26 protein-coding genes are annotated in these 25,615 nt (G+C 74.0%); 21 read left to right on the plus strand and 5 right to left on the minus strand.

Features of this window, described 5'->3' with window-relative positions; genetic code table 11:
- Positions 1 to 24: 24 nt before the first annotated feature.
- The 9 genes from ABD220_RS01525 to miaA all read left to right on the plus strand — a co-directional run bounded on the left by ABD220_RS01525 (position 25) and on the right by miaA (position 9,762).
- Positions 25 to 3,021, plus strand: coding sequence for an FtsK/SpoIIIE family DNA translocase (locus ABD220_RS01525; protein WP_344119199.1), 2,997 nt, complete (start codon positions 25 to 27; stop codon positions 3,019 to 3,021).
- A gap of 38 nt (positions 3,022 to 3,059) precedes the next feature.
- A complete protein-coding gene (gene pgsA, locus ABD220_RS01530) occupies positions 3,060 to 3,665 on the plus strand; it encodes a CDP-diacylglycerol--glycerol-3-phosphate 3-phosphatidyltransferase (protein ID WP_344119200.1) in 606 nt (201 codons plus the stop codon).
- Entirely contained in the window at positions 3,662 to 4,156 is a 495-nt protein-coding gene (locus ABD220_RS01535; protein ID WP_344119201.1) for a CinA family protein, read from the plus strand. Before pgsA ends, ABD220_RS01535 begins: the two co-directional genes overlap by 4 nt.
- Positions 4,157 to 4,319: 163 nt before the next feature.
- Positions 4,320 to 4,751, plus strand: a complete 432-nt coding sequence (locus ABD220_RS01540; protein WP_344119202.1) for a helix-turn-helix domain-containing protein — start codon at positions 4,320 to 4,322, stop codon at positions 4,749 to 4,751.
- A 145-nt stretch (positions 4,752 to 4,896) separates the two neighbouring features.
- Positions 4,897 to 5,118 (plus strand): DUF3046 domain-containing protein, encoded by a 222-nt coding sequence (locus ABD220_RS01545; protein ID WP_344119204.1) that lies wholly within the window; start codon positions 4,897 to 4,899, stop codon positions 5,116 to 5,118.
- A gap of 233 nt (positions 5,119 to 5,351) precedes the next feature.
- Positions 5,352 to 6,455, plus strand: coding sequence for a recombinase RecA (recA, locus tag ABD220_RS01550; protein WP_344119206.1), 1,104 nt, complete (start codon positions 5,352 to 5,354; stop codon positions 6,453 to 6,455).
- Between the two features lie 8 nt (positions 6,456 to 6,463).
- Positions 6,464 to 7,096 (plus strand): regulatory protein RecX, encoded by a 633-nt coding sequence (locus ABD220_RS01555; protein ID WP_344119207.1) that lies wholly within the window; start codon positions 6,464 to 6,466, stop codon positions 7,094 to 7,096.
- Positions 7,097 to 7,306: 210 nt separating this feature from the next.
- A complete protein-coding gene (gene miaB / locus ABD220_RS01560) occupies positions 7,307 to 8,836 on the plus strand; it encodes a tRNA (N6-isopentenyl adenosine(37)-C2)-methylthiotransferase MiaB (protein ID WP_344119209.1) in 1,530 nt (509 codons plus the stop codon).
- Positions 8,833 to 9,762 (plus strand): tRNA (adenosine(37)-N6)-dimethylallyltransferase MiaA, encoded by a 930-nt coding sequence (gene miaA / locus ABD220_RS01565; RefSeq protein WP_344119210.1) that lies wholly within the window; start codon positions 8,833 to 8,835, stop codon positions 9,760 to 9,762. Before miaB ends, miaA begins: the two co-directional genes overlap by 4 nt.
- A gap of 12 nt (positions 9,763 to 9,774) precedes the next feature.
- Here the strand turns inward: miaA and ABD220_RS01570 are convergent, their stop codons facing one another.
- On the minus strand, positions 9,775 to 10,452 hold the full coding sequence (locus ABD220_RS01570) for a TMEM175 family protein (RefSeq protein ID WP_344119212.1): 678 nt from the start codon (positions 10,450 to 10,452) through the stop codon (positions 9,775 to 9,777).
- Complete coding sequence (locus ABD220_RS01575) at positions 10,442 to 11,326, minus strand: LssY C-terminal domain-containing protein (protein ID WP_344119214.1); 885 nt, start codon at positions 11,324 to 11,326, stop codon at positions 10,442 to 10,444. The genes ABD220_RS01570 and ABD220_RS01575 overlap by 11 nt, the downstream gene beginning before the upstream one ends.
- Before the next feature lie 175 nt (positions 11,327 to 11,501).
- On the opposite strand from ABD220_RS01575, the gene dapF reads away from it, so the two are divergent.
- Entirely contained in the window at positions 11,502 to 12,431 is a 930-nt protein-coding gene (gene dapF, locus ABD220_RS01580) for a diaminopimelate epimerase (protein WP_344119288.1), read from the plus strand.
- Between the two features lie 67 nt (positions 12,432 to 12,498).
- Here the strand turns inward: dapF and ABD220_RS01585 are convergent, their stop codons facing one another.
- Complete coding sequence (locus tag ABD220_RS01585) at positions 12,499 to 13,161, minus strand: class I SAM-dependent methyltransferase (RefSeq protein ID WP_344119216.1); 663 nt, start codon at positions 13,159 to 13,161, stop codon at positions 12,499 to 12,501.
- 140 nt (positions 13,162 to 13,301) lie between these two features.
- Here ABD220_RS01585 and hflX point away from each other — a divergent pair, with 140 nt between their 5' ends.
- Together hflX and ABD220_RS01595 are read left to right on the plus strand one after the other, a co-directional pair.
- Positions 13,302 to 14,930: a GTPase HflX gene (gene hflX / locus ABD220_RS01590; RefSeq protein ID WP_344119217.1), complete on the plus strand. Its 1,629-nt coding sequence runs from the start codon at positions 13,302 to 13,304 to the stop codon at positions 14,928 to 14,930.
- 4 nt (positions 14,931 to 14,934) lie between these two features.
- Positions 14,935 to 17,013, plus strand: a complete 2,079-nt coding sequence (locus ABD220_RS01595) for an ATP-dependent DNA helicase (RefSeq protein WP_344119219.1) — start codon at positions 14,935 to 14,937, stop codon at positions 17,011 to 17,013.
- A 129-nt stretch (positions 17,014 to 17,142) separates the two neighbouring features.
- Here the strand turns inward: ABD220_RS01595 and lexA are convergent, their stop codons facing one another.
- Positions 17,143 to 17,922 (minus strand): transcriptional repressor LexA, encoded by a 780-nt coding sequence (gene lexA / locus ABD220_RS01600; protein ID WP_344119221.1) that lies wholly within the window; start codon positions 17,920 to 17,922, stop codon positions 17,143 to 17,145.
- A 344-nt stretch (positions 17,923 to 18,266) separates the two neighbouring features.
- Between lexA and ABD220_RS01605 the strand changes: the two genes are divergently transcribed.
- The 7 genes from ABD220_RS01605 to ABD220_RS01635 all read left to right on the plus strand — a co-directional run bounded on the left by ABD220_RS01605 (position 18,267) and on the right by ABD220_RS01635 (position 23,193).
- Positions 18,267 to 18,695, plus strand: a complete 429-nt coding sequence (locus tag ABD220_RS01605; RefSeq protein WP_344119223.1) for a LysM peptidoglycan-binding domain-containing protein — start codon at positions 18,267 to 18,269, stop codon at positions 18,693 to 18,695.
- Between the two features lie 35 nt (positions 18,696 to 18,730).
- A complete protein-coding gene (locus ABD220_RS01610) occupies positions 18,731 to 19,834 on the plus strand; it encodes a histidinol-phosphate transaminase (RefSeq protein ID WP_344119225.1) in 1,104 nt (367 codons plus the stop codon).
- A 141-nt stretch (positions 19,835 to 19,975) separates the two neighbouring features.
- Positions 19,976 to 20,605 carry an imidazoleglycerol-phosphate dehydratase HisB gene (hisB, locus tag ABD220_RS01615; protein ID WP_344119227.1) on the plus strand — a complete coding sequence of 210 codons (630 nt, stop codon included), beginning with the start codon at positions 19,976 to 19,978 and terminating at the stop codon, positions 20,603 to 20,605.
- Positions 20,602 to 21,384 (plus strand): imidazole glycerol phosphate synthase subunit HisH, encoded by a 783-nt coding sequence (hisH, locus tag ABD220_RS01620; RefSeq protein WP_344119229.1) that lies wholly within the window; start codon positions 20,602 to 20,604, stop codon positions 21,382 to 21,384. Before hisB ends, hisH begins: the two co-directional genes overlap by 4 nt.
- Entirely contained in the window at positions 21,381 to 21,542 is a 162-nt protein-coding gene (locus tag ABD220_RS01625; RefSeq protein WP_344119231.1) for a hypothetical protein, read from the plus strand. The genes hisH and ABD220_RS01625 overlap by 4 nt, the downstream gene beginning before the upstream one ends.
- Before the next feature lie 47 nt (positions 21,543 to 21,589).
- Positions 21,590 to 22,342: a bifunctional 1-(5-phosphoribosyl)-5-((5-phosphoribosylamino)methylideneamino)imidazole-4-carboxamide isomerase/phosphoribosylanthranilate isomerase PriA gene (gene priA / locus ABD220_RS01630; protein ID WP_344119232.1), complete on the plus strand. Its 753-nt coding sequence runs from the start codon at positions 21,590 to 21,592 to the stop codon at positions 22,340 to 22,342.
- On the plus strand, positions 22,339 to 23,193 hold the full coding sequence (locus ABD220_RS01635; protein ID WP_344119234.1) for an SseB family protein: 855 nt from the start codon (positions 22,339 to 22,341) through the stop codon (positions 23,191 to 23,193). The genes priA and ABD220_RS01635 overlap by 4 nt, the downstream gene beginning before the upstream one ends.
- 48 nt (positions 23,194 to 23,241) lie before the next feature.
- Here the strand turns inward: ABD220_RS01635 and ABD220_RS01640 are convergent, their stop codons facing one another.
- Positions 23,242 to 23,607, minus strand: a complete 366-nt coding sequence (locus ABD220_RS01640; RefSeq protein ID WP_344119290.1) for a DUF1844 domain-containing protein — start codon at positions 23,605 to 23,607, stop codon at positions 23,242 to 23,244.
- A gap of 162 nt (positions 23,608 to 23,769) precedes the next feature.
- Between ABD220_RS01640 and ABD220_RS01645 the strand changes: the two genes are divergently transcribed.
- Together ABD220_RS01645 and infC are read left to right on the plus strand one after the other, a co-directional pair.
- Positions 23,770 to 24,066 (plus strand): DUF503 domain-containing protein, encoded by a 297-nt coding sequence (locus tag ABD220_RS01645; protein WP_344119236.1) that lies wholly within the window; start codon positions 23,770 to 23,772, stop codon positions 24,064 to 24,066.
- 357 nt (positions 24,067 to 24,423) lie between these two features.
- Positions 24,424 to 25,473 carry a translation initiation factor IF-3 gene (gene infC, locus ABD220_RS01650; RefSeq protein WP_425552492.1) on the plus strand — a complete coding sequence of 350 codons (1,050 nt, stop codon included), beginning with the start codon at positions 24,424 to 24,426 and terminating at the stop codon, positions 25,471 to 25,473.
- Positions 25,474 to 25,615: the final 142 nt, after the last annotated feature.

Raw genomic sequence — 25,615 nt, forward strand, 5'->3', positions numbered from 1 at the left:
GAGGCTGTGGTCTACCCTGGGAGCATGGCGACTCGTACTTCCCCTGCCCGCAAGGGCGCCTCGACGTCGCGTGGCAAGAACAGCACGTCTTCTGCGCGGTCGTCGGGAACCAGCCGGTCCACCCCCACCCGCCGTCCGTCGACCGCCGGACGTGGCTCCTCGGCGCCCGCCGGCAGCTCCGCCCGCGTGCTGCCCGGTCTGGGCGCCGCCCTGGCGTGGTGCGCCCGCGTCGTCGGCGGCGTCTGGATGGGCCTCGCGCACGTGGTCGGGGGCGCCGTGCGCCGCATGGGCACCCTGCGCACCGATGTGCCCGCGGAGGTGCTGCGGGACGGGGGCGCCCTGTTCCTGCTGCTGCTCGGCCTGCTCGCCGCGGCCGTCGAGTGGTGGAACCTGCCCGGTGCGTCCGCGCCGTGGCTGGCGATCCCCGCCATCGCCGTGCACGAGGTCCTCGCCGGGACCTTCGGCTGGACGGCCCTCGTGCTGCCGCTGCCGCTCGTGGGCTTCGCGCTGCGCCGCTTCCGCCACCCCGAGGACACCTCGGCCAACAACCGCATCGCGATCGGGCTGGGCGCCGCCGTCGTCGCGGGCTCCGGCCTCGCGCACGTGCTCCTGGGGCAGCCCTCCCCGAGCCAGGGCCAGGAGGCGCTCCGGAGCGCCGGCGGCTACGTGGGCTTCCTCGCCGCCGACCCGCTGAGCGCGCTCATCACCCCGGTCGGGGCCGGCGCCATCTTCGTCGCGGCCCTGTTCCTGTCGGTGCTCGTGGTCACCGCCACGCCCGTCAACCTCATCCTGCCGCGGCTGCGGCAGGGCTACTGGCGGCTCATGGGCCAGGACGGCCCGGTCTCCGCGACCGACGTCTCCGCGGCCCGGCACGACCGCTCCTACCTCGACGAGCACTCCGCGCGCGCCGAGGCCGCCAAGACCCGCCGCGAGAAGCGCCGCGAGCGCAAGGCGGCCGAGGCCGAGCGGCGCGCCCTCGACGGCTACCGCGGGGACGAGGCGTTCGAGCGCGCCGTCGTCGAGGAGGAGCCCGCCGACGGCCAGGCGCCCACCCGCGTCTTCGACGTCGACTCCGCCCGCGCCGCCCGCCGGCGGGCCGCCGCGGCCGGGACGGCGGCAGCGGCCGCGGCCGGACCCGCCGAGCCGGCCGAGCCGGCCGCCGGCGAGGGGGACGGGGACGACGCCCCGCGGCCGGGGCAGAAGCGGCCCACCCAGGAGCAGCTCGCCGCCCGCCGGCTCCGCCGGGAGCAGGGTCTCGAGCCGGCCGCGGACACCGCCGCGGGCTCCGGCTCCCCGGCGCTCGAGGACGTGGCCGCCGAACCCGCCGGCTCCACGTCGGTCACCGCCCGCACCCACACCCCCGAGTCGCCCATCCCCGCGCGCGCCGAGCAGCTCAAGCTGGAGGGGGACATCGCCTACTCCCTGCCCGTGCCCGGCGCGCTCGTGCAGGGGCCGCCGCCGAAGGAGCGCTCCGAGGCCAACGACGCCGTGGTCGCCGCCCTGACGAGCGTGCTGGAGCAGTTCAACGTGGACGCCGTGGTCACCGGCTTCTCCCGCGGGCCCACCGTCACCCGGTACGAGATCGAGCTGGGCTCCGGCACCAAGGTCGAGCGCGTCACGGCGCTGTCCAAGAACATCGCCTACGCCGTCGCCTCCGCGGACGTGCGCATCCTCTCGCCGATCCCCGGCCGGTCCGCGATCGGCATCGAGATCCCGAACACCGACCGCGAGACCGTGTCCCTGGGCGACGTCCTGCGCTCGCACAACGCCCGCAAGACCGAGCACCCCATGGTGATGGGCGTGGGCAAGGACGTCGAGGGCGGCTACGTCGTGGCCAACCTCGCGAAGATGCCGCACCTGCTCGTCGCCGGGGCCACCGGCGCGGGCAAGTCGAGCTTCGTGAACTCGATGATCGTCTCGCTCCTGATGCGCGCCACCCCCGACGAGGTGCGGATGGTCATGGTCGACCCGAAGCGGGTCGAGCTCACCGCCTACGAGGGCGTGCCCCACCTGATCACCCCCATCATCACCAACCCCAAGAAGGCCGCCGAGGCGCTGCAGTGGGTCGTGCGGGAGATGGACGCCCGCTACGACGACCTCTCGCACTACGGCTACAAGCACGTCGACGACTTCAACAAGGCGGTGCGCAACGGCAAGGTCCAGCCCGAGCCCGGCTCCAAGCGCGTGATCCGGCCGTACCCCTACCTGCTCGTGATCGTCGACGAGCTCGCGGACCTCATGATGGTGGCCCCGCGCGACGTCGAGGACGCGATCGTGCGGATCACCCAGCTCGCCCGCGCCGCCGGCATCCACCTGGTGCTGGCCACCCAGCGGCCCTCCGTGGACGTGGTCACCGGCCTGATCAAGGCCAACGTGCCCTCCCGGATGGCGTTCGCCACGTCCTCGGTCACCGACTCCCGCGTGGTCCTGGACCAGCCGGGCGCCGAGAAGCTCATCGGCCAGGGCGACGCCCTGTTCCTGCCCATGGGCGCCTCGAAGCCGATGCGCGTGCAGGGCGCGTGGGTCTCCGAGTCGGAGATCCACGAGGTGGTCGACCACGTCAAGGGCCAGATGAAGGCCCACTACCGCCAGGACGTGGTGCAGGAGGCCCCCAAGAAGGCCATCGACGAGGACATCGGGGACGACCTCGACGTCCTGCTGCAGGCCACCGAGCTCGTGGTGACCACCCAGTTCGGGTCCACCTCCATGCTCCAGCGCAAGCTGCGCGTCGGCTTCGCCAAGGCCGGCCGGCTCATGGACCTGCTCGAATCCCGCGGCGTCGTCGGCCCCTCGGAGGGGTCCAAGGCGCGCGACGTGCTGGTCAAGCCCGACGACCTCGCCGCGACCCTCGCCGTGATCCGGGGCGAGGAGCCGCCCGCGCCGCAGGGCGGGCCCGGCGGGTCGGTCGACTACGGTGAGGACCCGGTCGAGGCGTCGCTGGCCCGGACCGCGGCCGACCACGGCGACGGCGCCGAGGACCCCGAGGGCTCCGAGGACGCCTGGCAGCTGACCGGCCGCTGAACCGACCCCGCCCCACCCCACCAGGAAGCGAGCACCCGATGAGCCCCGCGGACCAGGCGTCCAACCTCAACCTGCCGAACGCGCTGACCGCTCTGCGCATCGTGCTCGTGCCCTTCTTCGTCTGGTTCCTGTGGGCGGGAGGCACCCAGGGCGAGGACTCCCTGGGCATGCGGTGGGCCGCCCTGGCGGTCTTCGCGGTCGCCATGTACACCGACAAGCTCGACGGCGACATCGCCCGGGCGCGCGGGCTGATCACGAGCTTCGGCAAGATCGCCGACCCCATCGCGGACAAGCTGCTGACCGGTGCCGCGTTCGTGGTGCTGTCGATGCTCGGCGAGCTGTGGTGGTGGGTGACCGTGGTGATCCTCGTCCGGGAGTGGGGGATCACGGCCCTGCGCTTCGTCGTCATCCGCTACGGGGTCATGGCCGCCTCGAAGGGCGGCAAGCTCAAGACCGTTCTGCAGACCGTGGCGCTCCTGCTCCTGCTGCTGCCGCTGGTGCCCCTGGTGGGCGCGTGGTGGCCGTGGCTGGGCTGGACCGTTATGGGGGCGGCCCTCGTGGTCACCGTCGTGACGGGTGCGGACTACGTCGTCAAGGCGGTGCAGCTGCGCCGCCGGGCGCTGGCCGAGCGGGACGCGGCGTGACGCAGCCGCAGCCGGCCGCCCGGGCGCTCGTCGAGGAGGCCGTCCGCCGGTCGCTCACGGTCGCGACCGCGGAGTCCCTCACCGGCGGGGCGCTGGCCGCCGCCGTCGTCGACGTTCCGGGGGCCTCGGCCTGCTTCGAGGGCGCGGTGGTGTCCTACTCGAACCGGGTCAAGACCGAGGTCCTCGGCGTCCCGGCCCGGCTGCTCGCCGAGCGGGGCTCCGTCGACCCGGACGTCGCGGTCGCTATGGCGGAGGGGGCCCGCCGCCGCCTCGGCACGGACTGGGCCGTCTCCACCACGGGCGTCGCCGGCCCCGAGCCGCACGACGGCAAGCCCGTGGGCACGGTCTTCCTGGGCGTCGCAGGACCGGACGGGTCCGCCGTCCACGAGCTGTCCGCCGCCGGGGACCGGGCCGGGATCCGGGCGGCCGCCGTGCGTGCCGCCCTGGAACGGCTCACCGCGGCGCTGGCGCTCCCAGCCAACTCCCAGTGAAAAATTGCCCCCTGCGGGGAAGAATGGAACCATCAGCGAGGTTAGCAATGATCGCAGGCTCGAGTTGAGCCGATCGAAGTCAAGATGTCGACCGGCCGGCGCCGGGGCACCGTCAGCAGCAGGCGGTGAAGCTGCCGTACACACGAGGAGACAAGCGATTCACATGACCAAGCAACCCGTGTCCGTCAATGGCGTCGTCCGTTGGAAGGACGTGGGAGTCGACGAGGACGCCAGCACCGAGACGAAGGACATGAAGATGGGTGTACTCCGCCAGGAGATCGGTGAGGTCCTGCGCAGCGTCCGCCAGCGCCAGGGCCGCACCCTGCGAGAGGTCTCCCACAGCGCCCGCGTCTCCCTCGGCTACCTCAGCGAGGTGGAGCGCGGCCAGAAGGAGGCCTCCTCCGAGCTGCTCGCGTCGATCTGCGCCGCTCTCGACATCCCGATGTCCCAGATGTTGCGCGAGGTCGCGGACCGGCTGGCCTACGCCGAGGGCCTGCTGGTCCCGGACACGGTGCCCAGCGATCTGACCGAGCAGTACTCGCGGGAGTTCGGCCGCGTCAACGGCGGCGAGGCCGCCGCGGCCGGCGCCCGCTGATCGACCGGGCGGCGCGCCGCCCGTCCACGACGTCCCGGAGGGCTCGTCGGTCCCAGGACCGCCGGGCCCTCCGGCCTGTGCCGGCCCGGATGGCAGGATGGACGGGCCCGGCTCCCGGCCGGCAGCACCACGAAGGAGGACGCGGATGAGGCTGAGCAGCTTCTGGCAGCTCATGGCCGACGAGTTCGGCGCGGGCTACAGCAAGGTCCTGGCCCGGGACCTGGTGCTCGGGGAGCTCGATCACCGCACGGCCGCCGAGGCCATCGAGGCCGGTGTCGACCCGCGGACCGTGTGGTTCGCCGTCTGCCGGGCCCAGGACGTCCCCGAGTCCCGCTGGTGGGGCGTGGACCGCCCGCCCCGGGACTGACGCGCACCGGGCTCCCGGCGCGCCCGTGGACCCGGGGCGACGTCGAAGGTATATTCGAACCCTCGGGGCGGCCTGCACAGCCCGGCCCGTCCCGGGCCGGTGGCCCCCGCTCCTCCCCAGGCCCCCGCGCGAAGCCTTACGGTGTCCGACCCCGGCGATACCGTGGAACACGAAACGACCAGCAGCAACGGTTCCTGCCGCACCGGCGGAACCCCCCGAACACGAGGTGAACCATGGCAGCCAAGGGCAACAAACAGAGCGCCGACCAGCAGTTCGGCAGCGACCGCGAGAAGGCTCTCGAGACCGTCCTCGCGCAGATCGACAAGAACTACGGCAAGGGCTCGGTCATGCGTCTGGGCGACCGCCCGGCGACCAAGATCGAGACCATCCCCACCGGCTCCATCGCGATGGACGTCGCGCTGGGCATCGGAGGGTTCCCCCGCGGGCGCGTCGTGGAGATCTACGGCCCGGAGTCCTCCGGCAAGACGACCGTGGCCCTGCACGCGGTGGCCAACGTCCAGAAGGCCGGCGGCATCGCCGCCTTCATCGACGCCGAGCACGCCCTCGACCCCTCCTACGCGGAGAAGCTCGGCGTGGACACCGACAGCCTGCTGGTCTCCCAGCCGGACACCGGTGAGCAGGCCCTGGAGATCATGGACATGCTCGTGGGCTCCGGGTCCATCGACATCATCGTCATCGACTCGGTGGCGGCCCTGGTGCCCAAGGCCGAGATCGAGGGCGAGATGGGCGACAGCCACGTGGGCCTGCAGGCCCGCCTGATGAGCCAGGCGCTGCGCAAGATCACCGGCCGGCTCTCCCACTCGAACACCACCGCGATCTTCATCAACCAGCTGCGCGAGAAGATCGGGGTGTTCTTCGGCAGCCCCGAGACCACCACCGGCGGCAAGGCGCTGAAGTTCTACGCCTCGGTCCGGGTGGACGTGCGCCGCATCGAGACCCTCAAGGACGGGGCCAACCCGGTGGGCAACCGGACCCGGGCCAAGATCGTCAAGAACAAGATGGCCCCGCCCTTCAAGCAGGCCGAGTTCGACATCCTCTACGGGGAGGGCATCTCCACCGAGGGCGGGCTCATCGACATGGGCGTGGAGCACGGCATCGTGAAGAAGTCCGGGGCGTGGTTCACCTACGAGGGCGACCAGCTCGGACAGGGCAAGGAGAACTCGCGCCGGTTCCTCAAGGACAACCCGGAACTGGCCGAGGAGATCGAGCGCCGGATCCTGGTGAAGCTCGGTGTCGTCGAGGAGACGGCCGAGGAGACCGCGGAGGAGCCGCCCGTGGCCGGGTTGCCCACCGAGGTCGCCGGCCCGGCCTTCTGAGCGGGTCCGTGACCGAGAGCCCGTACGCACGCCGGCGCCGCCGGTCCTCCGCCCGTCACCGCGGGCCGGAGGGCCCGGCGGCGTCGTCGTCCCCCGCGCAGGACCCCGAGTCGGACCCCCGGGAGGTGGCCCGGGCGATCGTCCTGCGCCAGCTCACCGCCTCGGCGAAGAGCCGCAAGCAGCTCGAGGACAAGCTCGCCGACCGCAACGTCCCCGAGGACGTCGCCCGGGAGGTGCTGGACCGGTTCGAGGAGGTCGACCTCGTCGACGACGCCCAGTACGCCGAGCTCTACGTCCGTTCCCGTGCGAGCTCCCGCAAGCTCTCCCGCTCCGCGATCCGGCGCGAGCTCGCCACCCGCGGGGTGACGGGGGAGATCGCCGAGTCGGCGCTCGAGCAGCGGACCGACGAGGACGAGCGGGAGGACGCCGCCGAGCTGGTGCGCCGCAAGCTCCCCGCCGGGCTGGACCTGACCGACCGCGCCGCGCGGGACAAGGTCGTGCGGCGGCTGGTCGGGATGCTCGGCCGGAAGGGCTACCCGCCGGGTCTGGCCTTCGCCGTGGTGAAGGAGGAGCTGGCGGAGCGCTCCGGCGCCGCGGTCCAGGACGAGGAGATCGGCCAGGAGCACCCGGAGAGCCCGTGACCGTGCGGGGGCGCCGCGCACGGCGTGCAGACCCGGTCACCTCGTGAGCCCGGGCCCGGGTGCACCCGATGCGTGCGGGCCGCGCCGTGCCCGCACGGCGCGGCCCGCGTGCCCGTGCCGGCCGCTCCGGCGCCGGTGCCCGACCGCTCGCGCGGGCGGACGGCCGCCGACGGGACGGGCGCGGCCGGCGGCCCGTACAATTGACCGGTGATGTCGACCCCCGCAGCCTTCGTCCCGGACCCCACCGCGTCCTCCGCCGCAGCCGCCCCGCGCTCCTACGAGGTGCGCACGTTCGGGTGCCAGATGAACGTCCACGACTCCGAGCGGATCACGGGCCTGCTCGAGGCCGCCGGCTACGTCCCTGCCGCCGGCGGCGAGCCGGACCTCGTGGTGTTCAACACCTGCGCCGTGCGCGAGAACGCCGACAACAAGCTCTACGGCAACCTCGGCCAGCTCGTGCCCGCCAAGAAGCGCAACAAGGAGTTGCAGATCGCCGTCGGCGGCTGCCTCGCGCAGAAGGACCAGGACACCATCCTGGCGAAGGCGCCGTGGGTCGACGTGGTCTTCGGCACGCACAACATCGGCTCCCTGCCCGCCCTGCTGGAGCGCTCGCGGCACAACGCCGAGGCGCAGCTGGAGATCCTCGACGCCCTGGAGGTCTTCCCTTCGACGCTGCCCACCAAGCGGGACAGCGTCTACTCCGGGTGGGTCTCGATCTCCGTGGGCTGCAACAACACCTGCACGTTCTGCATCGTGCCCTCCCTGCGCGGCAAGGAGAAGGACCGCCGGCCCGGGGAGGTGCTCGCCGAGGTGCAGGCGCTCGTCGACGACGGGGCGGTCGAGGTCACGCTCCTGGGCCAGAACGTGAACTCCTACGGCGTCGAGTTCGGGGACCGCGGTGCGTTCGCGAAGCTGCTGCGCGCGTGCGGGCAGATCGAGGGCCTGGAGCGGGTGCGCTTCACGAGCCCGCACCCGGCCGCGTTCACCGACGACGTCATCGACGCCATGGCCGAGACCCCGAACGTCATGCCGCAGCTGCACATGCCCCTGCAGTCCGGGTCCGACCGGATCCTGAAGGACATGCGGCGCTCCTACCGCTCCAAGCGCTTCCTCGGCATCCTGGACACCGTTCGCGAACGCATCCCGGAGGCCGCGATCACCACGGACATCATCGTGGGCTTCCCGGGGGAGACCGAGGAGGACTTCCAGGCCACCCTCGACGTCGTGGCCGCCTCCCGCTTCTCCTCGGCCTACACGTTCCAGTACTCCGTCCGGCCCGGGACCCCCGCCGGGGAGATGGCCGACCAGGTGCCGAAGGCCGTGGTGCAGGAGCGCTTCGAGCGGCTCGTGGCCCTGCAGGACCGGATCGCCGCGGAGGAGAACCGGGTGGTCGTCGGCCGGCAGGTCGAGCTGCTCGTCACCGCCGAGGCCGGCAAGAAGTCCGAGCAGACCCACCGGCTCTCGGGCCGCGCGCGGGACCAGCGGCTCGTGCACTTCTCCGTGCCGGAGGGCGCCGAGGTCCCACGGCCCGGAGACTTCGTGACCGTCGTCGTCACCGGCGCCGCCGCCTACCACCTCATCGCCGACCCCGCATCCCCGCAGGACTACGCGCTGCGGCGCTCGCGCGCCGGCGACGCCTGGGACCGCCGCCAGGCCGCGTCCTGCGGCGTCCCCGCCGCCCCGGGCGCCGCCGGGCCCGGGCCCGTGAGCCTGGGCATGCCGGGCCTGCCCGTCCGGTGACCCGCACGGAGCCGCCGGTCGTCGCCGTCGTCGGGCCCACGGGCACCGGCAAGACCGCGCTGGGCGTCGAACTCGCGCTGCGCCTGGGCGGGGAGGTGGTCAACGCCGACTCCATGCAGTTCTACCGCGGGATGGACATCGGCACTGCCAAGGCCACCGTGCAGGAGCGGCGCGGAGTGCCCCACCACCTCCTCGACGTCCTCGACGTCACCGAGGAGGCCTCGGTCGCGGACTTCCAGCGCGCCGCCCGGACGTGCTTCGCGCAGATCCGCTCCCGCGGCCGGATCCCCGTCCTGGTGGGTGGCTCGGGGCTCTACGTGCGCGCGGCCCTGGACGTGCTCGAGCTGCCCGGCACCGACCCCGCGGTGCGGGCCCGGATCGAGGGCGAGCTCGCGGAGCGGGGCCCCGGCGCCCTGCGGGAGCGGCTGCGGCAGGTGGACCCCGAGTCCGCCTCCCGGCTGCAGGACGAGCGGCGGCTGGTGCGCGCCCTGGAGGTGTGGGAGCTCACCGGCCGCCCGTTCACCTCCTTCATGCCCCGACGCGAGCACGTGGAGCCCACGGTGCAGATCGGCCTGGACGTGGAGCGCGCCGAGCTGCACGACCGGCTCGCCCGGCGGGTCGGGGCCATGGTCGAGGCCGGTCTGGAGGCCGAGGTGCGCGCACTGGCGGCCCGCGGGCTGCGCGAGGGGCGCACGGCCTCCCGGGCCCTGGGCTACGGGCAGTTCCTCGAGGTGGTGGACGGCCGCGCCACCGTGGCACAGGCGGCCGACGCCACCGTGGTGGCCACCCGGCGCTTCGCCCGCCGCCAGCTGACCTGGTTCCGCGCGGATCCCCGGGTGCACTGGCTGGGCTGGTCGGGCCCCGAGCTCGTCGAGCACGCCGCGCGACTCGTCGAGCGGTCCGCGGCCGACCCCCGCACCCTGTAGGCGTGCGGGCCTTCAACCCCGGCTGGGACGTCGCAGCCACCACCGGTCCGCGACGGCCGCCGGGACGATGAGCGCCCAGGTCCAGGTCGCGAGCACGGGGTCCCAGAAGGCCACCGGGATGCTCAGGGCGAAGACCGCCGGAGCCGGCAGGAGCGCCCGCAGCACGTAGTGGTACAGGGCCGCGTCGACCACGGATGCCATCAGCCCGGCGTGCCACGCGTGGACCCAGACCAGGTTCAGGGAGGCGTACACGGCCGCCGTCACCGCGGCGTACAGCGCCACCGGCCAGGGCGAGCTCCCTCCGCCGTAGTCGCTGAGCAGGCTCGTGGGCATCGGCAGCAGCGCGACGAAGAACAGCGACAACAGGTTCAGCCACTGCAGGCGCCGGTCGTAGCGCAGGATGACGGTGAACCGCCGGTGGTGGCTCATCCACGCTGTGCCGATGACCGCGAAGCTCAGCACGTAGGCGAGGAACGGCGGCAGGTGCGCCCGGAGCGCGGCGTCCAGCTGCGCGGGGTCCAGGTCCGCCGGGAGAATGAGCTCGAGCACCAACAGTGTCATCGCGATGGCGAAGACGGCGTCGCTGAAGAACACCGTCCGCTCGGTGGACTCGCCGGAGCCGAACAGCCGCCGGTACCGCTGGGCGGGCCCCTCGTGCCGTGCCGGGTCGGAGTGGTCCTCAGCAACCATCGGGCACCTCCCCCGAGTGCTCCGGGAGCGGGCCCTCCCGCACGTCGACGACAAGCAGGCCACCGTCCGTCTCGATGGCGTCACCGCCGCCGTTGCGGGCGTGGTAGCCCGTGGAGTAGTGCCGGAGGACGTCCACCCGGGCGCCCTGCGACCGCAGCGCGGTCACGACGAGATCGGGCTCCCCGTCGGTGTACTCGGCGATCCGGTGCGTGACCTGCAACGTGAACAGGGACAGGCCCACCCGCCCGTCGTAGCTCGCCGCGCCCACCAGGTCGACGACGAGGTCTCCGGGCAGCCGCCACTCCGGCGGGCAGGACCAGAACCGCATGTGGTGGCGCTGGGCGGGGCTGCCCGCCACCTCGCGCTCGAACGCCAGCGACTGCTTCTGCCCGAAGACGAAGAGCGGGCTCACGGGCGCCGCCGGAGAGCTGCGGCGCAGCAACGACGCCCGGACGATGCGCCAACCGGTCCCGGGGGTCAGCGGGTCCGCCGCCGTCCAACCGGCCCCGAGCATCGCGGCCGTCAACCGGGCCGGGGTGCCGACCGCCGCCACGTTGATCGGGTCCCCGAGCAGGCCGTCCGCCGTACGGGTCCGCCCGATGTAGTACCCGGGGACGTAGATCCCGGTGAGCACCCGGTTCAACCGGGGCAGCAGCACGTAGGCGGACAGCACCCAGATGGGCAGGAAGGCCCAGGCCAGGCGCTCGTCGTCGTCCACCTCCTCGCGGGCGAGGTGGTAGACGCCCCATCCGGCCAGCACACTGATCAGGAGGTGCGCGGACCGGTGCAGCCACAGGACCGCGGTGGCGCCCGGGTGCCGGCCGGCCCCCGGCGCACGGGCCTTCCCGGCCCGGTCCCTGCTCCGTGCGTCCACCCGGCGCTCCCCGTCCCCACGTCCTCCGCTCGGCGCCCCCGCCGGTGCCCCCAGGCTAGCGGCGGGGGCGGCGCCGGAGGAAGGATGTGATCACCTCCGCCGTACCACGCCGGGCAGGCCCGCGTATCATGAGCGGGTGACTTCTGCGCAGCCCCTGACCGCCCGCCCCGCTCACATCCCGGACGACGCCCTCGGCCCCTGGAGGGAGCTGCGAGGCCGGGCCTTCGCCAAGGGCCACGGGACGGGCAACGACTTCGTGCTGCTGACCGACCCGCACGCGGAGCTGGCCCTGGACGCCGAGCTGGTGACCCTGGTGTGCGACCGCCACCGCGGCATCGGGGGCGACGGGCTGATCCGCGCCGTGCGCTCCGAGGCGATCCCCGAGGGGCGGGCCGTCCTGGAGGCGGCGCCGGGCGCAGAGTGGTTCATGGACTACCGGAACAACGACGGCTCGGTCGCCGAGATGTGCGGCAACGGGGTCCGGGTGTTCGTCCACTACCTGGTCCAGCGGGGCCTCGCGGAGGTTCCCGAGGGCGACGTGCTGCGCATCGGCACCCGCGCCGGCGTGAAGACCGTGGCCCGCACCGACTCCGGCTATGCCGTGGACATGGGGCCGTGGACCTTCCTCGACGGAGAGGCGGCCCGAGCCCGCGGCTCGGACGCCGTCGTGACGGCCGAGGGACTGAAGGTGCCCCGTCCCGCGCTGTCGATCGGCATGGGCAACCCGCACACCGTGGTGGCGCTCGCCGAGGGGGAGAAGCTCGACCAGCTCGGGCTGCACGCCGCGCCCGCCGTCCGCCCGGAGCCCCAGGACGGGACCAACGTCGAGTTCGTGGTCCCCGCCGACGGCGACGACGACGGCGTGGGCCGGGTGCGGATGCGCGTGCACGAGCGCGGCGTGGGCGAGACGCAGTCCTGCGGGACCGGCGCGTGCGCCGCCGCGGCCGCGACCCGCTTCTGGGGCGGCGCCACGGCGCCCGACCAGTGGCTCGTGCAGGTTCCCGGCGGGATCGTCGCCGTGACGTTCGTCCCCGCGCCCGACGGCGCCGAGCACGTGGTGCTGGCCGGACCGGCCGTGCTGGTGGCCGACGGCACCTTCGTCTGAGCCCCACGGCCCGTCACGCGGTCACGGCCCCACGCCCGGTCCCCGGTCCTGGAGCAGGGCTCGGAACTCAGTCCCGCCGTTCGACGAGCAGCACCCGGAACCCCTTGCCGGTCGTGTGCCGGGAGATCCGGAAGCCACCGCCCAGTGCGGCGCCGAGCCACGTCTGCAGCGAGTCCGCGCCCAGGTTCTTCTGCACCACCAGCCACGCCGTCCCGCCGTCGGCCAGCCGCGGCAACCACTGCAGGAGCAGCTCGTGCAGTTGCGCCTTGCCGATCCGGATGGGCGGATTGGACCAGATGGTGTCGAACCGCCGTCCGGCGGGCACCTGGTCCGGCAACAGGGCCTCCACGTTGGCCAGGCCCAGCGCCGCGGCGTTGTCCCGGGTGAGCCCCAGCGAGCGCTCGTTGACGTCCACGGCCGTGACCCGGGCCCCCGGGGCGGCCGCGGCCAGGCTCAGGGCGAGCGGACCCCAGCCGCAGCCGATGTCCAGCAGCTCCGCACCGGCGGGGTCGGGAACATTTTCCAGCAGCACGGACGTTCCCTTGTCGAGACCACGCGGGCTGAAGACCCCGTTGGAGGTCTGCAGCACGACCTCCCGTCCCCGCAGGGTCACGGTCACGGACCGCCGCACCTCGGGTACCGAGGGGTCCTCGGAGAAGTAGTGCTCGGTGCCCGGGTTCGGGGTCGCCGGGCCGGCCACGGGATCGGGGGAGTCAGGACGCGGTGCCATAGCGACCCATGCTACCGACAGCGCCGGCCGGCCCCGCACCGGGGACCGTCGCCCCACCGCCCGGGAGGACCGGCTCCACCGCCGGGATGTCCGGATCCGCCACTAGAATGTACTGATCAGCATCTCGTCCGAAAGGAACCATGACCCACCCCCATGAAATCCCTGCCGAGCCCCGCGCCGCCGCGGAGCCCGAGAACGGTCTGAGCCGGCAGGACCTGGAGGACGTCGTCGAGCGCGTGCTGTCCCGGGCCCGGGCCCGGGAACAGGCCGCCGGGCAGGACACCGCCCCCGAGGACGACTCCACCACGCCGGGCCGGCTCTCCGGCCGGGCCCGCGAGCTCGCCGAGGCCGAGGACGGGCACACCGCCCACGACGGCGACCAGCAGGACCTCGAGGAACGCCGCGCCCTGCGCCGCGTCGCGGGCCTGTCCACCGAGCTCGAGGACGTCACCGAGCTCGAGTACCGCCAGTTGCGCCTGGAGCGGGTGGTGCTGGCCGGGCTGTGGACGGAAGGCACGCTCGCGGAGGCCGAGAACTCCCTGCGTGAACTCGCCGCGCTCGCCGAGACCGCGGGCTCCGAGGTGCTCGACGGGATCGTCCAGCGCCGGCTCAAGCCGGACCCGGCCACGTACCTGGGCTCGGGCAAGGCCAAGGAGCTGCGGGACATCGTCGCCGCGACCGGCGCGGACACCGTCGTCGTCGACTCCGAGCTCGCCCCGTCCCAGCGGCGCGGGCTGGAGGACGTCGTGAAGGTCAAGGTCATCGACCGCACGGGCCTGATCCTCGACATCTTCGCGCAGCACGCCAAGTCCAAGGAGGGCAAGGCCCAGGTCGAGCTCGCCCAGCTCGAGTACCTGCTCCCGCGCCTGCGCGGCTGGGGCGAGTCCCTGTCCCGCCAGGCCGGTGGCCGGGCCGCAGCCGGTGAGGGCATCGGCTCCCGAGGCCCCGGTGAGACCAAGATCGAGCTGGACCGCCGGCGCATCCGCACCCGCATGGCCAAGCTCCGGCGCGAGATCGCCGCCATGAAGCCGGCCCGCGAGACCAAGCGGCTCAACCGCCGCCGCCACTCCGTGCCGTCGGTGGCGATCGCCGGCTACACCAACGCGGGCAAGTCCTCGCTGCTGAACCGGCTCACGGACGCCGGGGTGCTCGTGGAGAACGCCCTGTTCGCCACCCTGGACCCCACGGTCCGCCGGGCGCAAACCCCGGACGGCATCGGCTACACGCTCTCGGACACGGTCGGCTTCGTCCGCTCGCTGCCCACGCAGCTCGTCGAGGCGTTCCGCTCCACCCTGGAGGAGGTCGCCGACTCCGACCTCATCCTGCACGTGGTGGACGCCTCCCACCCGGACCCGGAGGGGCAGATCCGTGCGGTGCGCCAGGTGTTCACGGACATCGACGCCCAGAACAACCCCGAGATCATCGTCCTGAACAAGGTGGACGCCGCCGACCCGTTCGTGGTCGAGCGGATCAAGCAGCGCGAGCGCAACGTCGTCGTGGTCTCGGCCCGCACGGGAGAGGGCATCGAGGAGCTCCGGCAGCGGATCAGCGAGTCCATCCCGCGCCCCGAGACGGTGCTGGAGCTGGTGGTCCCGTACCAGCGCGGCGACGTGGTCAGCCGGCTGCACGACTGGGACGCGGAGATCCTGCGCACCGAGCACCTGCCCGAGGGCACCCACCTGCTCGTGAAGGTCCGTGAGGACCTCGCGGCCGAGCTCGCGGAGTTCACCCCCGAGCACGCTCCCGGCTTCGGCGCCGAGAGCGCCTGAGCGCGTGGCCGCCGCATTCGTGGACGAGTCCGGGCAGGACGTCTCGGGCCTGCGCCCGGAGGCCCTGCCCGGTGCCCAGGACGCCCTGGCCCTGCTGGACACCGCCGTGACCGCGATGGGCGGGCAGGTCCGGGACGGCCAGCGGCTGATGACCGCGAAGGTCGCGGAGGCCCTGGACCGGGGCCGGCACCTGCTGGTGCAGGCGGGGACCGGCACCGGGAAGTCCCTCGCCTACCTGGCCCCGCTCGTCGAGCACGCCCAGCGCGCGGACAAGCCGGTGGTCGTGGCCACCGCCACGCTCGCGCTGCAGTCGCAGATCGTGGGCCGGGACGTGCCGCGCCTGCTCGCCGCGCTGGAGGGCGAGCTCGAGCGCGACGTGGACGTGGCCCTGCTCAAGGGCCGCAGCAACTACGCGTGCCTGCACAAGATCGAGGGCGGCTACCCGTCCGACGACGAGCCGGGCGCGCTCTTCGCACTGCCCGACGCCGCTCCGCACCCGGGCGCCCCGCAGCCCGAGACCGCCGAGCACCCCGGGCGGCTGGGCCAGGAGGTCCAGCGCCTGCGGGAGTGGGCGCGCGAGACCGGCACCGGGGACCGGGACGAGGTGCTCCCGGGGGTCAGCGACCGCGCCTGGCGCCAGGTGTCCGTCACGGCCAAGGAGTGCCTGGGCCGCAGCTGCCCCCTGGTCGAGGACTGCTTCGCCGAGCTCGCCAAGCAGCGGGCCGGCGAGGCCGACATCGTCATCACCAACCACGCCCTGCTCGCGATCAACGCGTTCGAGGGCATCACCGTGCTGCCCGAGCACGACGTCGTGGTCATCGACGAGGCCCACGAGCTCCAGGACCGGGTGACGGGCGCCGTCACGGGCCAGCTCTCCTCGGCCATGGTGCGCTCGGCCGCCGCGTCCGCGCGCAAGCACACCTCCGCGAACCCCGATTCCCTCACCGCCGGAGCTGCGAACCTCGAGGCGGCCCTGATGGGCGCTCCCGCCGAGCTGCTGCACCGCGGCCTCGGGGACGCCCAGGCGGCGGCCGTGGCCCAGATCCGGGACGCCGCCCGCACCGTCATGACCGAGTCCAAGGCCGGTGCCGGGGAGAAGGACGGGGACGCCGGCCGGCAGATGGCCCGCTCCCGGGTGAGCGACGTCCTCGACCTGGCCGAGCGGATCCTCGCCGCCGAGGAGCACCGAGAGGTGCTGTGGATCTCCCGGCAGGGCGGCTGGGAGCCCGGCCGCGGCTACGTGCCCGCGGAGGACACGGACCCCGCGACCCTGCACGTGGCGCCGCTCAGCGTGGCCGGCACGCTGCGGGAGGGGCTCTTCGACGGGCGCACCGTGGTCCTCACCTCGGCGACCCTGTCCGTCGGCTCGTCCTTCGACTCCGCCGCCGGCGCCCTCGGCCTGCGGGGGGAGGGCGCTCCGCGCTGGGAGGGCGTGGACGTGGGCAGCCCCTTCGACTACCCGCGACAGGGCATCCTCTACCTCGCCAAGCACCTGGAGAAGCCCGGCCGCCGGCTCACGGAGGCCCAGCTGGACGAGATGCTGGCCCTGCTGGAGGCCTCCCGGGGCGGGGCGCTGGGGCTGTTCTCCTCCCGCCGGGCGGCGGAGGAGGCGGCCGAGGCCCTGCGCGAGCGCACCGATCTGCCGATCCTGTGCCAGGGGGAGTCCTCGCTCGCGGGACTCGTCCAGGAGTTCACCGACGACCCCGCCACGAGCCTGTTCGGCACGATGAGCCTGTGGCAGGGCGTCGACGTCCCGGGGGCCTCGTGCCGGCTCGTGATGATCGACCGGATCCCCTTCCCGCGCCCGGACGACCCGCTGGCGAGCGCCCGCAGCCGCGCCGCGGAGCGGGCCGGCGGAAACGGGTTCATGTCCGTCTCCGCGACGCACGCGGCCGTGCGGCTGGCCCAGGGCGCCGGGCGGCTCATCCGCGCGGGCGGGGACCGCGGGGTCGTGGCGATCCTGGACTCCCGGATCGCCACCGCCCGCTACGGCGGGTTCCTCCGCGGGTCCCTGCCGCCGCTGTGGACCACCACGGACCGCTCGGTGGTGCTCGGGGCGCTGCAGCGGCTCGCCGTGGGCTGAGCACGCCCGGCCCCGGGCCCTGACCCGCTCGGGGCTCGGGCGAGGTGGACGCCGCGACGGCGCCGGGCCCGGACCACACCGGAGGGCCCCGGGCCCCGGCCGGCGGCGGAGAGCCCTGGGCACGGCGGCTCAGAGGCTGCGCAGCACCGAGACGACCTTGCCCATCACCGTGGCGTGGTCGCCCAGGATCGGCTCGTAGCGCGTGTTCTGCGGCAGCAGCCAGGTGTGGCCGTCGCGCTGGCGGAAGGTCTTGACCGTGGCCTCGTCGTCGAGCAGGGCCGCCACGATGTCGCCGTTGTCGGCGGCGCTCTGCCGGCGCACCACGACCCAGTCGCCGTCGCAGATCGCGGCGTCGATCATCGAGTCGCCCTTGACGCGCAGCATGAACAGCTCGCCGTGCCCGACCAGCTGGCGGGGCAGCGCCAGGACGTCCTCGACGGCCTGCTCGGCCGTGATCGGCCCGCCCGCGGCGATGTGGCCGACCAGGGGGACCATGGTCACGTCCGCCGAGGTCGACAGCTCGGCCACGGCGTCGTGGGCGGCGGGGCGCGCTGTGCGCCCGGTCGGCGCCGCGGCGTCCTCGCGCGACGATCCGTCGGCCTCCGCCCCGGCGGTTCCGCGCAGCTGCAGGGGAGTGAGCACCTCCATGGCCCGGGGGCGCTTGGGGTCGCGGCGCAGATACCCGAGCTTCTCGAGCTGGGAGAGCTGGTGGGTGACGCTGGAGAGCGAGGCCAGGCCCACGAGGTCCCCGATCTCGCGCATGGACGGCGGATAGCCGTGCTCGGCGATGGAGCGCTGGATGGCCTCGAGGATGGTGCGCTGGCGCACGCTGAGCCCGCGGCTGCGCGAGCGCGCCCCGGGGCGGGCGCCCCGGGTGCCGGGCTCCTCGGGGGTGGGGGGCTGGGCCATGGGAGCGTCGTCCTTTCCCGTCCGGCTGCTGGTGCCGCCGCCGGTCCGCGCGGTCCCGGTTCCGATGTCGGACCCGGGTGGTTCGATGGGTCCCGTCCGGAAGGCGCCGGGGGTCCGCAGCGCGCGCCGGCCGGAGGCCCGAACCTGTCCTCAGCCTAGGCGACACGCCGTGCGCGTTCAAACACATGTACGACCCGGTGTCGACAGCATTCGCAGACACGTGCTAGACATGGGTCATCGGTATTCGAAGGTATGTTCGATCGAATGGAGGTCCGGAGGGACCCTCGACCGGACCGGTGTTCGAGATCGCCCGCTCCGTGCGGGAACGTCAAGGAGTTCATGTCATGAGTGCCAGTGCCACCCTCAGCGCCGTCGCCGCCCGCCGGCGCGAGTCCGCAGGACCCGCCCGAGGCCTCGGCCGTGCGCTCCGGCGGGTCCGCCCCGCGCGCTCCGGATCCCGCACCCCGCTGACCCTCACCCGCCGCGGCCGCCTGGTGTTCCTGGGGCTGCCCGTCCTCGCCGGCTCGGCCGCCCTGGTCGTGCTGGCCGTGATCTTCCTCGTCCCCTCCACGGCCACGGCCACGAGCGAGCCCGTCCCGGGCTCCGGGACCGAGCAGACCACCGTGTTCCCGGGGCAGAGCCTGTGGGAGCTCGCCGTGGCCGCCGATCCGGAGCGCGACCCGCGGGACGTCATGGACGAGATCGTGGAGCTCAACGACCTGGACAGCTCCGTGCTCGTGGCCGGACAGCGCCTCGAGGTCCCCGCCGCCTGAACGACCCGCCCCGGGCGGAGCACTAAACTGTCCGGGTGACGCAGAACCTGGACCGACTCAACGCCCTCCCGCTCCGCGACGACCTGCGCGGCAGGGCGCCGTACGGCGCCCCGCAGCTCGACGTCGCCGTGGCGCTCAACACCAACGAGAACACCCATCCGGTCCCGGCGGACGTGCACGCGGCGATCGTCCAGGAGGTGACCGAGGCGGCCTGGGCGCTCAACCGGTATCCGGACCGCGAGTTCACCGCCCTCCGCGAGGAGCTCGCCGCGTACCTCGGACACGGTCTCGGCCCCGCGAACCTCTGGGCGGCCAACGGCTCCAACGAGATCCTGCAGCAGATCCTGCAGGCCTTCGGCGGCCCCGGGCGCACCCTGCTCACCTTCGTCCCCACCTACTCGATGTACCCGCTGCTGGCCTCCGGGACGCACACCCGCTTCGTCGCGGGGGAGCGGGCTCCCGACTTCGGTCTGTCCGCCGAGTCCGCGGCGGAGCAGGTGCGCCGGCACCGCCCGGACGTCGTCTTCCTCTGCTCGCCGAACAACCCGACGGGCACGGCGCTGGGCACGGACGTGGTCACGGCCGTGTACGAGGCGGGCGAGGAGTTCCGCACGGTCGTGGTGGTCGACGAGGCGTACGCCGAGTTCTCCCACGGCGGCACCCCCACCGCGCTCACGCTGCTCGAGGGCCGGCCCCGCCTGATCGTCTCCCGCACCATGAGCAAGGCCTTCGCGCTCGCCGGCGCCCGCCTGGGCTACTTCGCGGCGGCACCCGAGGTCGCCGACGCCGTGCGCCTCGTCCGGCTGCCGTACCACCTCTCCGCCGTCACCCAGGCCACGGCCCTGGCGGCGCTGCGCCACTCCGGGGCGCTGCTGGCCAACGTGGAGGACATCAAGAGGCAGCGCGACCGGATCGTCCACGAGCTCGAGCGGCTCGGCCTCGAGCCCGCCGAGTCGGACTCGAACTTCGTGTTCTTCGGCGGCATGGAGAACTCCCGGGCGATGTGGGAGGCGCTGCTCGAGGACGGGGTGCTCGTGCGGGACGTCGGGATCCCCGGCCACCTGCGCGTCACCGCCGGCACCGAGGCGGAGACCACCGCGTTCCTGACCAGCATGGAGCGGCTCGTCACCGGCGGCTGAGGAGCCCGGGGAGGGGGCCTCCCCGACCCGGATAGCATGGAAGCAGACCACCACCGGGCCAGCGGTGCCGCCGCGCGGCCCGGCCCGGACCACCCGCGGCCCGCCGACGGCCGTGCCGCGCCCGCGAGGAGTGCCCACCGAATGAGCGACCAGACCACCACCGGCGCCCGTGCGCCCCGCCGCGCCGCCCTGGAGCGGCGCACGAGCGAGTCCACCGTGTCCGTCGAGATCGACCTCGACGGCACCGGCGAGAACGACATCGACACCTCCGTGCCGTTCTACGACCACATGCTCACCGCGCTGTCGAAGCACTCGCTGATCGACATGCGGATCCGGGCGACCGGGGACACCCAGATCGACGTGCACCACACCGTCGAGGACACCGCCATCGTCCTCGGGGACGCCCTGCGCCAGGCGCTGGGCGAGAAGGCGGGGATCCGCCGTTTCGGCGAGGCCACCGTCCCGCTGGACGAGGCCCTGGCCAACGCCGTGGTCGACATCTCCGGCCGGCCCTACGTGGTGCACACCGGCGAGCCGGAGGGCCAGCAGTACCACCTCATCGGCGGGCACTTCACCGGCTCCATGGTCCAGCACGTCTTCGAGTCCCTGGCCCACCACGCCGGGATCTGCCTGCACGTCACGCTGCTGGCCGGCCGGGACCCGCACCACATCGCCGAGGCCCAGTTCAAGGCCGTGGCCCGTGCCCTCCGCCAGGCCGTGGAGCCCGACCCCCGGGTCCGCGGGATCCCGTCCACGAAGGGAGCCCTGTGAGCACCGACGACACCGCCACGACTGACACCGCCACGACCGACGGCGGCACCCGGCCCACCGTCACGGTCCTCGACTACGGCGCCGGCAACGTGCGCTCGGCCGTGCGCGCCCTCGAGGCCGCCGGCGCGGACGTGGTGCTCAGCGCCGACCCCGAGGCGGTGCTCGACGCCGACGGCCTCGTGGTCCCCGGCGTCGGCGCGTTCGCCGCCGTCATGGACGGACTGCGCTCCGTGGACGGGCTGCGCCTCATCGGCCGCCGCCTCGCCGGCGGCCGCCCCGTGCTGGGCATCTGCGTGGGCCTGCAGGTCCTCTTCGAGTCCGGGGTGGAGCACGGCCAGGAGACGGAGGGCATGGGCGAGTGGCCCGGGGTCGTCGAACGGCTGAAGGCCGACGTGGTCCCGCACATGGGCTGGAACACGGTCGAGCCCCCCGCGGGCAGCGTCCTGTTCCGGGGCATCGAGGACCAGCGGTTCTACTTCGTGCACTCCTACGGGGTGCAGGAGTGGGACTTCCCGCAGAGCATCCAGAAGATGCAGCCGCCGCAGGTCACCTGGTCCGACCACGGCGGGCGGTTCATCGCGGCCGTGGAGAACGGGGCCCTGTGCGCCACGCAGTTCCACCCGGAGAAGTCCTCCGAGGCCGGCATCCAACTGCTGCGCAACTGGCTCGGCACCCTGCCGCGCACGGGACGCCTTGACCACCTCAAGTCCGGTGACCCCCTGGGCGGGGACACCCTGGCCGGCCGGCCCACCCTGGAGAGCCAGGACGGCACCGCGTGAGCGCGGCCGTCATCGTCATGGTGCTCGGGGCCTTCGTCGCCGGCGGCGCCATCTCCTTCCACCGGCAGCACATGCCGCGCTGGACGGTCGTGCTCCTGGCCCTGACGGCCGCGGGCCTGATCGGCTTCGGCTGGTACGCCTGGTTCCAGGGCCGTTGAGCCCGCCCTTCCCGTCCGAGACCCCGAACCCCCAGGAGAGAGATCCCATGTCCCTGAGCGAGACCCCCCGCCTCCAGCTGCTGCCCGCCGTCGACGTCGCGGACGGCCAGGCCGTGCGCCTGGTCCAGGGCGAGGCCGGCTCCGAGACCGGCTACGGCGACCCGCTCGAGGCCGCCCTCGCGTGGCAGGAGGCCGGCGCCGAGTGGATCCACCTCGTGGACCTCGACGCCGCCTTCGGCCGCGGCGACAACATCGACGTGCTCCGCCGCGTCGCCGCCGAGCTCGAGCTGAAGGTCGAGATGTCCGGCGGCATCCGCGACGACGCCTCCCTGGAGCGGGCGCTGTCCCTGGACCCCGCCCGGATCAACCTGGGCACCGCGGCCCTCGAGAACCCCGAGTGGACGCAGAGGGTCATCGCCGAGCACGGCGACGTCATCGCGGTGGGCCTCGACGTGCGGGGCACCGTCCTCGCCGCCCGCGGCTGGACCGAGGAGGGCGGGGACCTCTGGGAGGTCCTGGACCGCCTCGAGGACCACGGCTGCGCCCGCTACGTGGTCACCGACGTCACCAAGGACGGCACCCTGAAGGGCCCCAACCTCGGGCTGCTGCAGGAGGTCGCGACGCGGACCGACAAGCCCGTGGTCGCCTCCGGCGGCATCTCCTCCCTCGACGACCTCGCGGCCCTGCGGACCCTCGTGCCCTCGGGCGTCGAGGGCGCCATCGTGGGCAAGGCCCTCTACGCGGGCCGGTTCACGCTCGAGGAGGCCCTCGACGTGGCGGGCCGTCCGGCGGCGCGGTGACCGAGCGCCGGCTCCCCGGCCACATCGCGGCCCAGCTCGCGAGCGCCGGCGGCACGGAGGACACCGGCGGCCAGGCCTGGGCGGGACGCAACCTGGGGGAGGGCACCAGCCACACCCACCGGTTCCCCGACGACGACGGCGCCGCCGCCGCGGCGGTCCTCGACGCGCTCGCCGGTCTGCGGGCCGGCACGGGGGACGAGGCGCAGGTGGTCGCCGCCCTGGCCGGCACCCGGGTGTTCGTGCCGGTCGTGGCCGAGGTCTCATCCTCGACCGTGACCGCCTCCGGGCACGTGGCCGACAAGGAGGCGGACATGGCGCTCGTGTCCCTGCGGGCGGCCGACGGCCGCCCGGTGCTACCCGTGTTCACGTCCACCGCGGCCCTGTCCGCCTGGCACCCCCAGGCCCGGCCCGTGGCCACCGACGTCCGCCGGGCGGCGGTGGCCGCGGTGAAGGACGGCACCCAGCTGCTCGTGCTGGACCCCGGCGCGGACCTGCCCTTCGTGGTGCGCCGGCCGGCGCTCTGGGCGCTGGCCCAGGGCCGGGCCTGGACGCCGTCCTACCGCAGCCCGGCCGTCGCCGACGCGGTGCGCCGCTGCGCCGAGGGGCTGCCCGGGGTGGCGTCGGCGGGGACCGCGCCCGGCCACGGCGTCGCGGCCCGGACCGCGGACGGCACGGTCGTCGACGGCGGGGGAGCCGGCCCGGAGCTGGCGGTCGTGCTCTCCCTGCGTGCCGGGCTGGACCGGACGCAGGTGGACGACGTGCTCGCCCGCTTCCAGGCCCGGCTCAGCGTCGAACCGGCGCTGGCCGAGGACGTGGACTCGATGCAGCTGCGCCTCACGACGGCGGGCTGACCCGGCGCACCGGATCAGCCCGCGTCGAGGTGGTGCTCGGGAGCCCGGTCAGTTCACCGGGCCCGTGAACCGCTCTCCGGGTCCCTGCCCGGGGGCGTCCGGGTAGAGGGAGGCCTCGCGGAAGGCCAGCTGGAGCGTGCGCAGGCCGTCGCGCAGCGGGGCGGCGTGCTGGGAGCCGATCTCCGGCGCGGCGGCCGTGACGAACCCGGCCAGCGCCGTGATGAGCTTGCGCGCCTCGTCCAGGTCCTTGAGCTCCTCGGCGTCCTCGCCGGCGGCCAGGCCGCACTTCACGGCGGCCGCGCTCATGAGGTGCACGGCCGCGGTCGTGATGACCTCGATGGCCGGGACCTCCGCGATGTCGCGCATCTGCTCGTCGACGGCGCTGACCGTCTCCGGCGGGATCTCCTGCGGCATCTCCTGGCCGGGCCGGGCGGCGTCGTCGTCGAAGCGGAAGGTGTGCTCGGAAGTCATGGCCCAACTCTGCCACACCGCCGTCCGCCGCCCCGACCGTGCTGCCGCCGTCGGGACTATCCTGCAGGGGAGGCCGGGGGCCGGCCGGAAGGAGGCGGGGACGCCGTGTGGATCGGGTGGATCGAGTTCGACGTGCTCCTCGGGGACGTCCACTCCCTGAAGGGCAAGCGCTCCGTGGTGCGGCCCCTCGTCGCGGAGCTGCGCCGCCGGTTCCCGGTGACCGCCGCCGAGGTCGGCCACCTCGGGCTCCACCGCCGGGCCCTGGTGGGCACCGCCGTGGTCGCGGCGGACGCCGCCCGCCTGGTCGAGGTCCTGGACGAGGTCGAGCGCTTCGTCGCCGCCCGGCCCGAGACGGAGCTGCTCTCGGCCCGCCGGGCCCTGCACAGCACCGAGGACGAGTGACACCCCGCGGCCCCGGTTCCCGAACCCGCGGCCCATGGGCTAGACTGGCCCGCAGTGTGCAAGTGGAGGAGACTCCCACCCGCGCCGGCCACGGTCCCGAGCCTCTCGGACGACCGGTTCACGGCCGCCGGGTCCGCGACGACATCGTCCGCACGACGGCACGGCCGGGACGCCCCGCGACCGCTCCGTCATGCAGCGCCACCCCCGGGTGCCGCACCGATGAGCCTCCGCTTGCCGACCGCAGCGGGGGCTTTTGTCGTTGCGGACCGGACCGAACCATGAGGTCCCCGGAAACCTCCGGGCGACCACGCAGAACATCAGGAGCACGGCATTAGCGATCCACGTATCAATGACAGAATCCGAGTCCCCGAAGTCCGTCTCGTCGGACCCGCAGGCGAGCAGGTCGGCATCGTCCGCGTCGAGGACGCACTGAGGCTGGCCCGCGAATCGGATCTCGATCTGGTCGAGGTGGCGCCCAACGCCAAGCCGCCGGTGGCCAAGCTCATGGACTTCGGCAAGTACAAGTACGAGGCCGCGGTCAAGGCCCGGGAGTCGCGCAAGAACCAGACGAACACGGTCCTCAAGGAGGTCCGGTTCCGGCTCAAGATCGACACCCACGACTACGAGACCAAGGTCGGCCACGCCAAGCGGTTCCTCGGAGCCGGCGACAAGGTCAAGGCCATGATCCAGTTCCGCGGCCGTGAGCAGCAGCGCCCCGAGATGGGCGTGCGCCTGCTCGAGCGCTTCGCGAACGACGTCGCGGAGGTCGGGGCGGTCGAGTCGAGCCCCCGGGTCGACGGCCGCAACATGGTGATGGTCGTGGGCCCGCTGAAGAACAAGGCCGAGGCCAAGGCCGAGGCGCGCCGCCAGAAGCAGCGCGACGAGGCCAGGGCCGAGAACGAGCGCAGGGCGAAGGACAAGGTCGACACGTCCTCCGCGGCGCCCGTGACCCAGACGATCGGGGACGCGTTCCCGGCCGAGCTGCGCGAGCGGGCCGGCCAGGCCGAGGAGCCGGTGCAGCCGCCGGCCCCGGAGCCCGAGGTCCAGGAGCCGGCACCGGCCAAGGAGGCGGCGCAGCCCGTCGCCCCCGAGGTCGCCGAGGCGGCGGAGCCCGCGGTCGCCGAGGCGGCGGAGCCCGCGGTCGCCGAGGCGGCGGAGCCCGCGGTCGCCGAGGCGGCGGAGCCCGCGGTCGCCGAGGCGGCGGAGCCCGCGGTCGCCGAGACCCCGGCGCCCGCGGTCGCCGAGGCACCGGCCCCCGAGGCCGCCCAGGCCCCGGCGCCGAAGGCCGCCCCGAAGCCGCCGGCTCCCCGGGCCCCGGCTCCTCAGGCACCGACGCCCAAGGCTGCGGCGCCGAAGGCGCCCCGGCCCGGCCCCAAGCCAGGTGCCAGGCCCGGGCCCCGGGCCTGAGCGTCGCACCACCTTCCGCGCGAGCGGAGCAGAACTGACAGCGCCCCGTGGCGCGCAGCCGGTCCCCGGCTGCGCCCAGGGGCACCGTGGAGGCGCGGCGGACGTCGTCGCGCCCTCCGGTGGCCACCACCGGACGAATCAC

This window comes from Kocuria aegyptia (genome assembly GCF_039530085.1).
GTDB lineage: Bacteria > Actinomycetota > Actinomycetes > Actinomycetales > Micrococcaceae > Kocuria > Kocuria aegyptia.

Excerpts from the sequence above, each read along its gene's own strand:
- ABD220_RS01525 (WP_344119199.1), top strand. The coding sequence starts at position 25 with ATGGCGACTCGTACTTCCCCTGCCCGCAAGGGCGCCTCGACGTCGCGT.
- pgsA (WP_344119200.1), top strand. The coding sequence starts at position 3,060 with ATGAGCCCCGCGGACCAGGCGTCCAACCTCAACCTGCCGAACGCGCTG.
- ABD220_RS01540 (WP_344119202.1), top strand. The coding sequence starts at position 4,320 with ATGACCAAGCAACCCGTGTCCGTCAATGGCGTCGTCCGTTGGAAGGAC.
- ABD220_RS01545 (WP_344119204.1), top strand. The coding sequence starts at position 4,897 with ATGAGGCTGAGCAGCTTCTGGCAGCTCATGGCCGACGAGTTCGGCGCG.
- recA (WP_344119206.1), top strand. The coding sequence starts at position 5,352 with ATGGCAGCCAAGGGCAACAAACAGAGCGCCGACCAGCAGTTCGGCAGC.
- miaB (WP_344119209.1), top strand. The coding sequence starts at position 7,307 with ATGTCGACCCCCGCAGCCTTCGTCCCGGACCCCACCGCGTCCTCCGCC.
- ABD220_RS01570 (WP_344119212.1), bottom strand. The coding sequence starts at position 10,452 with ATGGTTGCTGAGGACCACTCCGACCCGGCACGGCACGAGGGGCCCGCC.
- ABD220_RS01585 (WP_344119216.1), bottom strand. The coding sequence starts at position 13,161 with ATGGCACCGCGTCCTGACTCCCCCGATCCCGTGGCCGGCCCGGCGACC.
- hflX (WP_344119217.1), top strand. The coding sequence starts at position 13,302 with ATGACCCACCCCCATGAAATCCCTGCCGAGCCCCGCGCCGCCGCGGAG.
- lexA (WP_344119221.1), bottom strand. The coding sequence starts at position 17,922 with ATGGCCCAGCCCCCCACCCCCGAGGAGCCCGGCACCCGGGGCGCCCGC.
- ABD220_RS01605 (WP_344119223.1), top strand. The coding sequence starts at position 18,267 with ATGAGTGCCAGTGCCACCCTCAGCGCCGTCGCCGCCCGCCGGCGCGAG.
- hisB (WP_344119227.1), top strand. The coding sequence starts at position 19,976 with ATGAGCGACCAGACCACCACCGGCGCCCGTGCGCCCCGCCGCGCCGCC.
- priA (WP_344119232.1), top strand. The coding sequence starts at position 21,590 with ATGTCCCTGAGCGAGACCCCCCGCCTCCAGCTGCTGCCCGCCGTCGAC.
- ABD220_RS01640 (WP_344119290.1), bottom strand. The coding sequence starts at position 23,607 with ATGCCGCAGGAGATCCCGCCGGAGACGGTCAGCGCCGTCGACGAGCAG.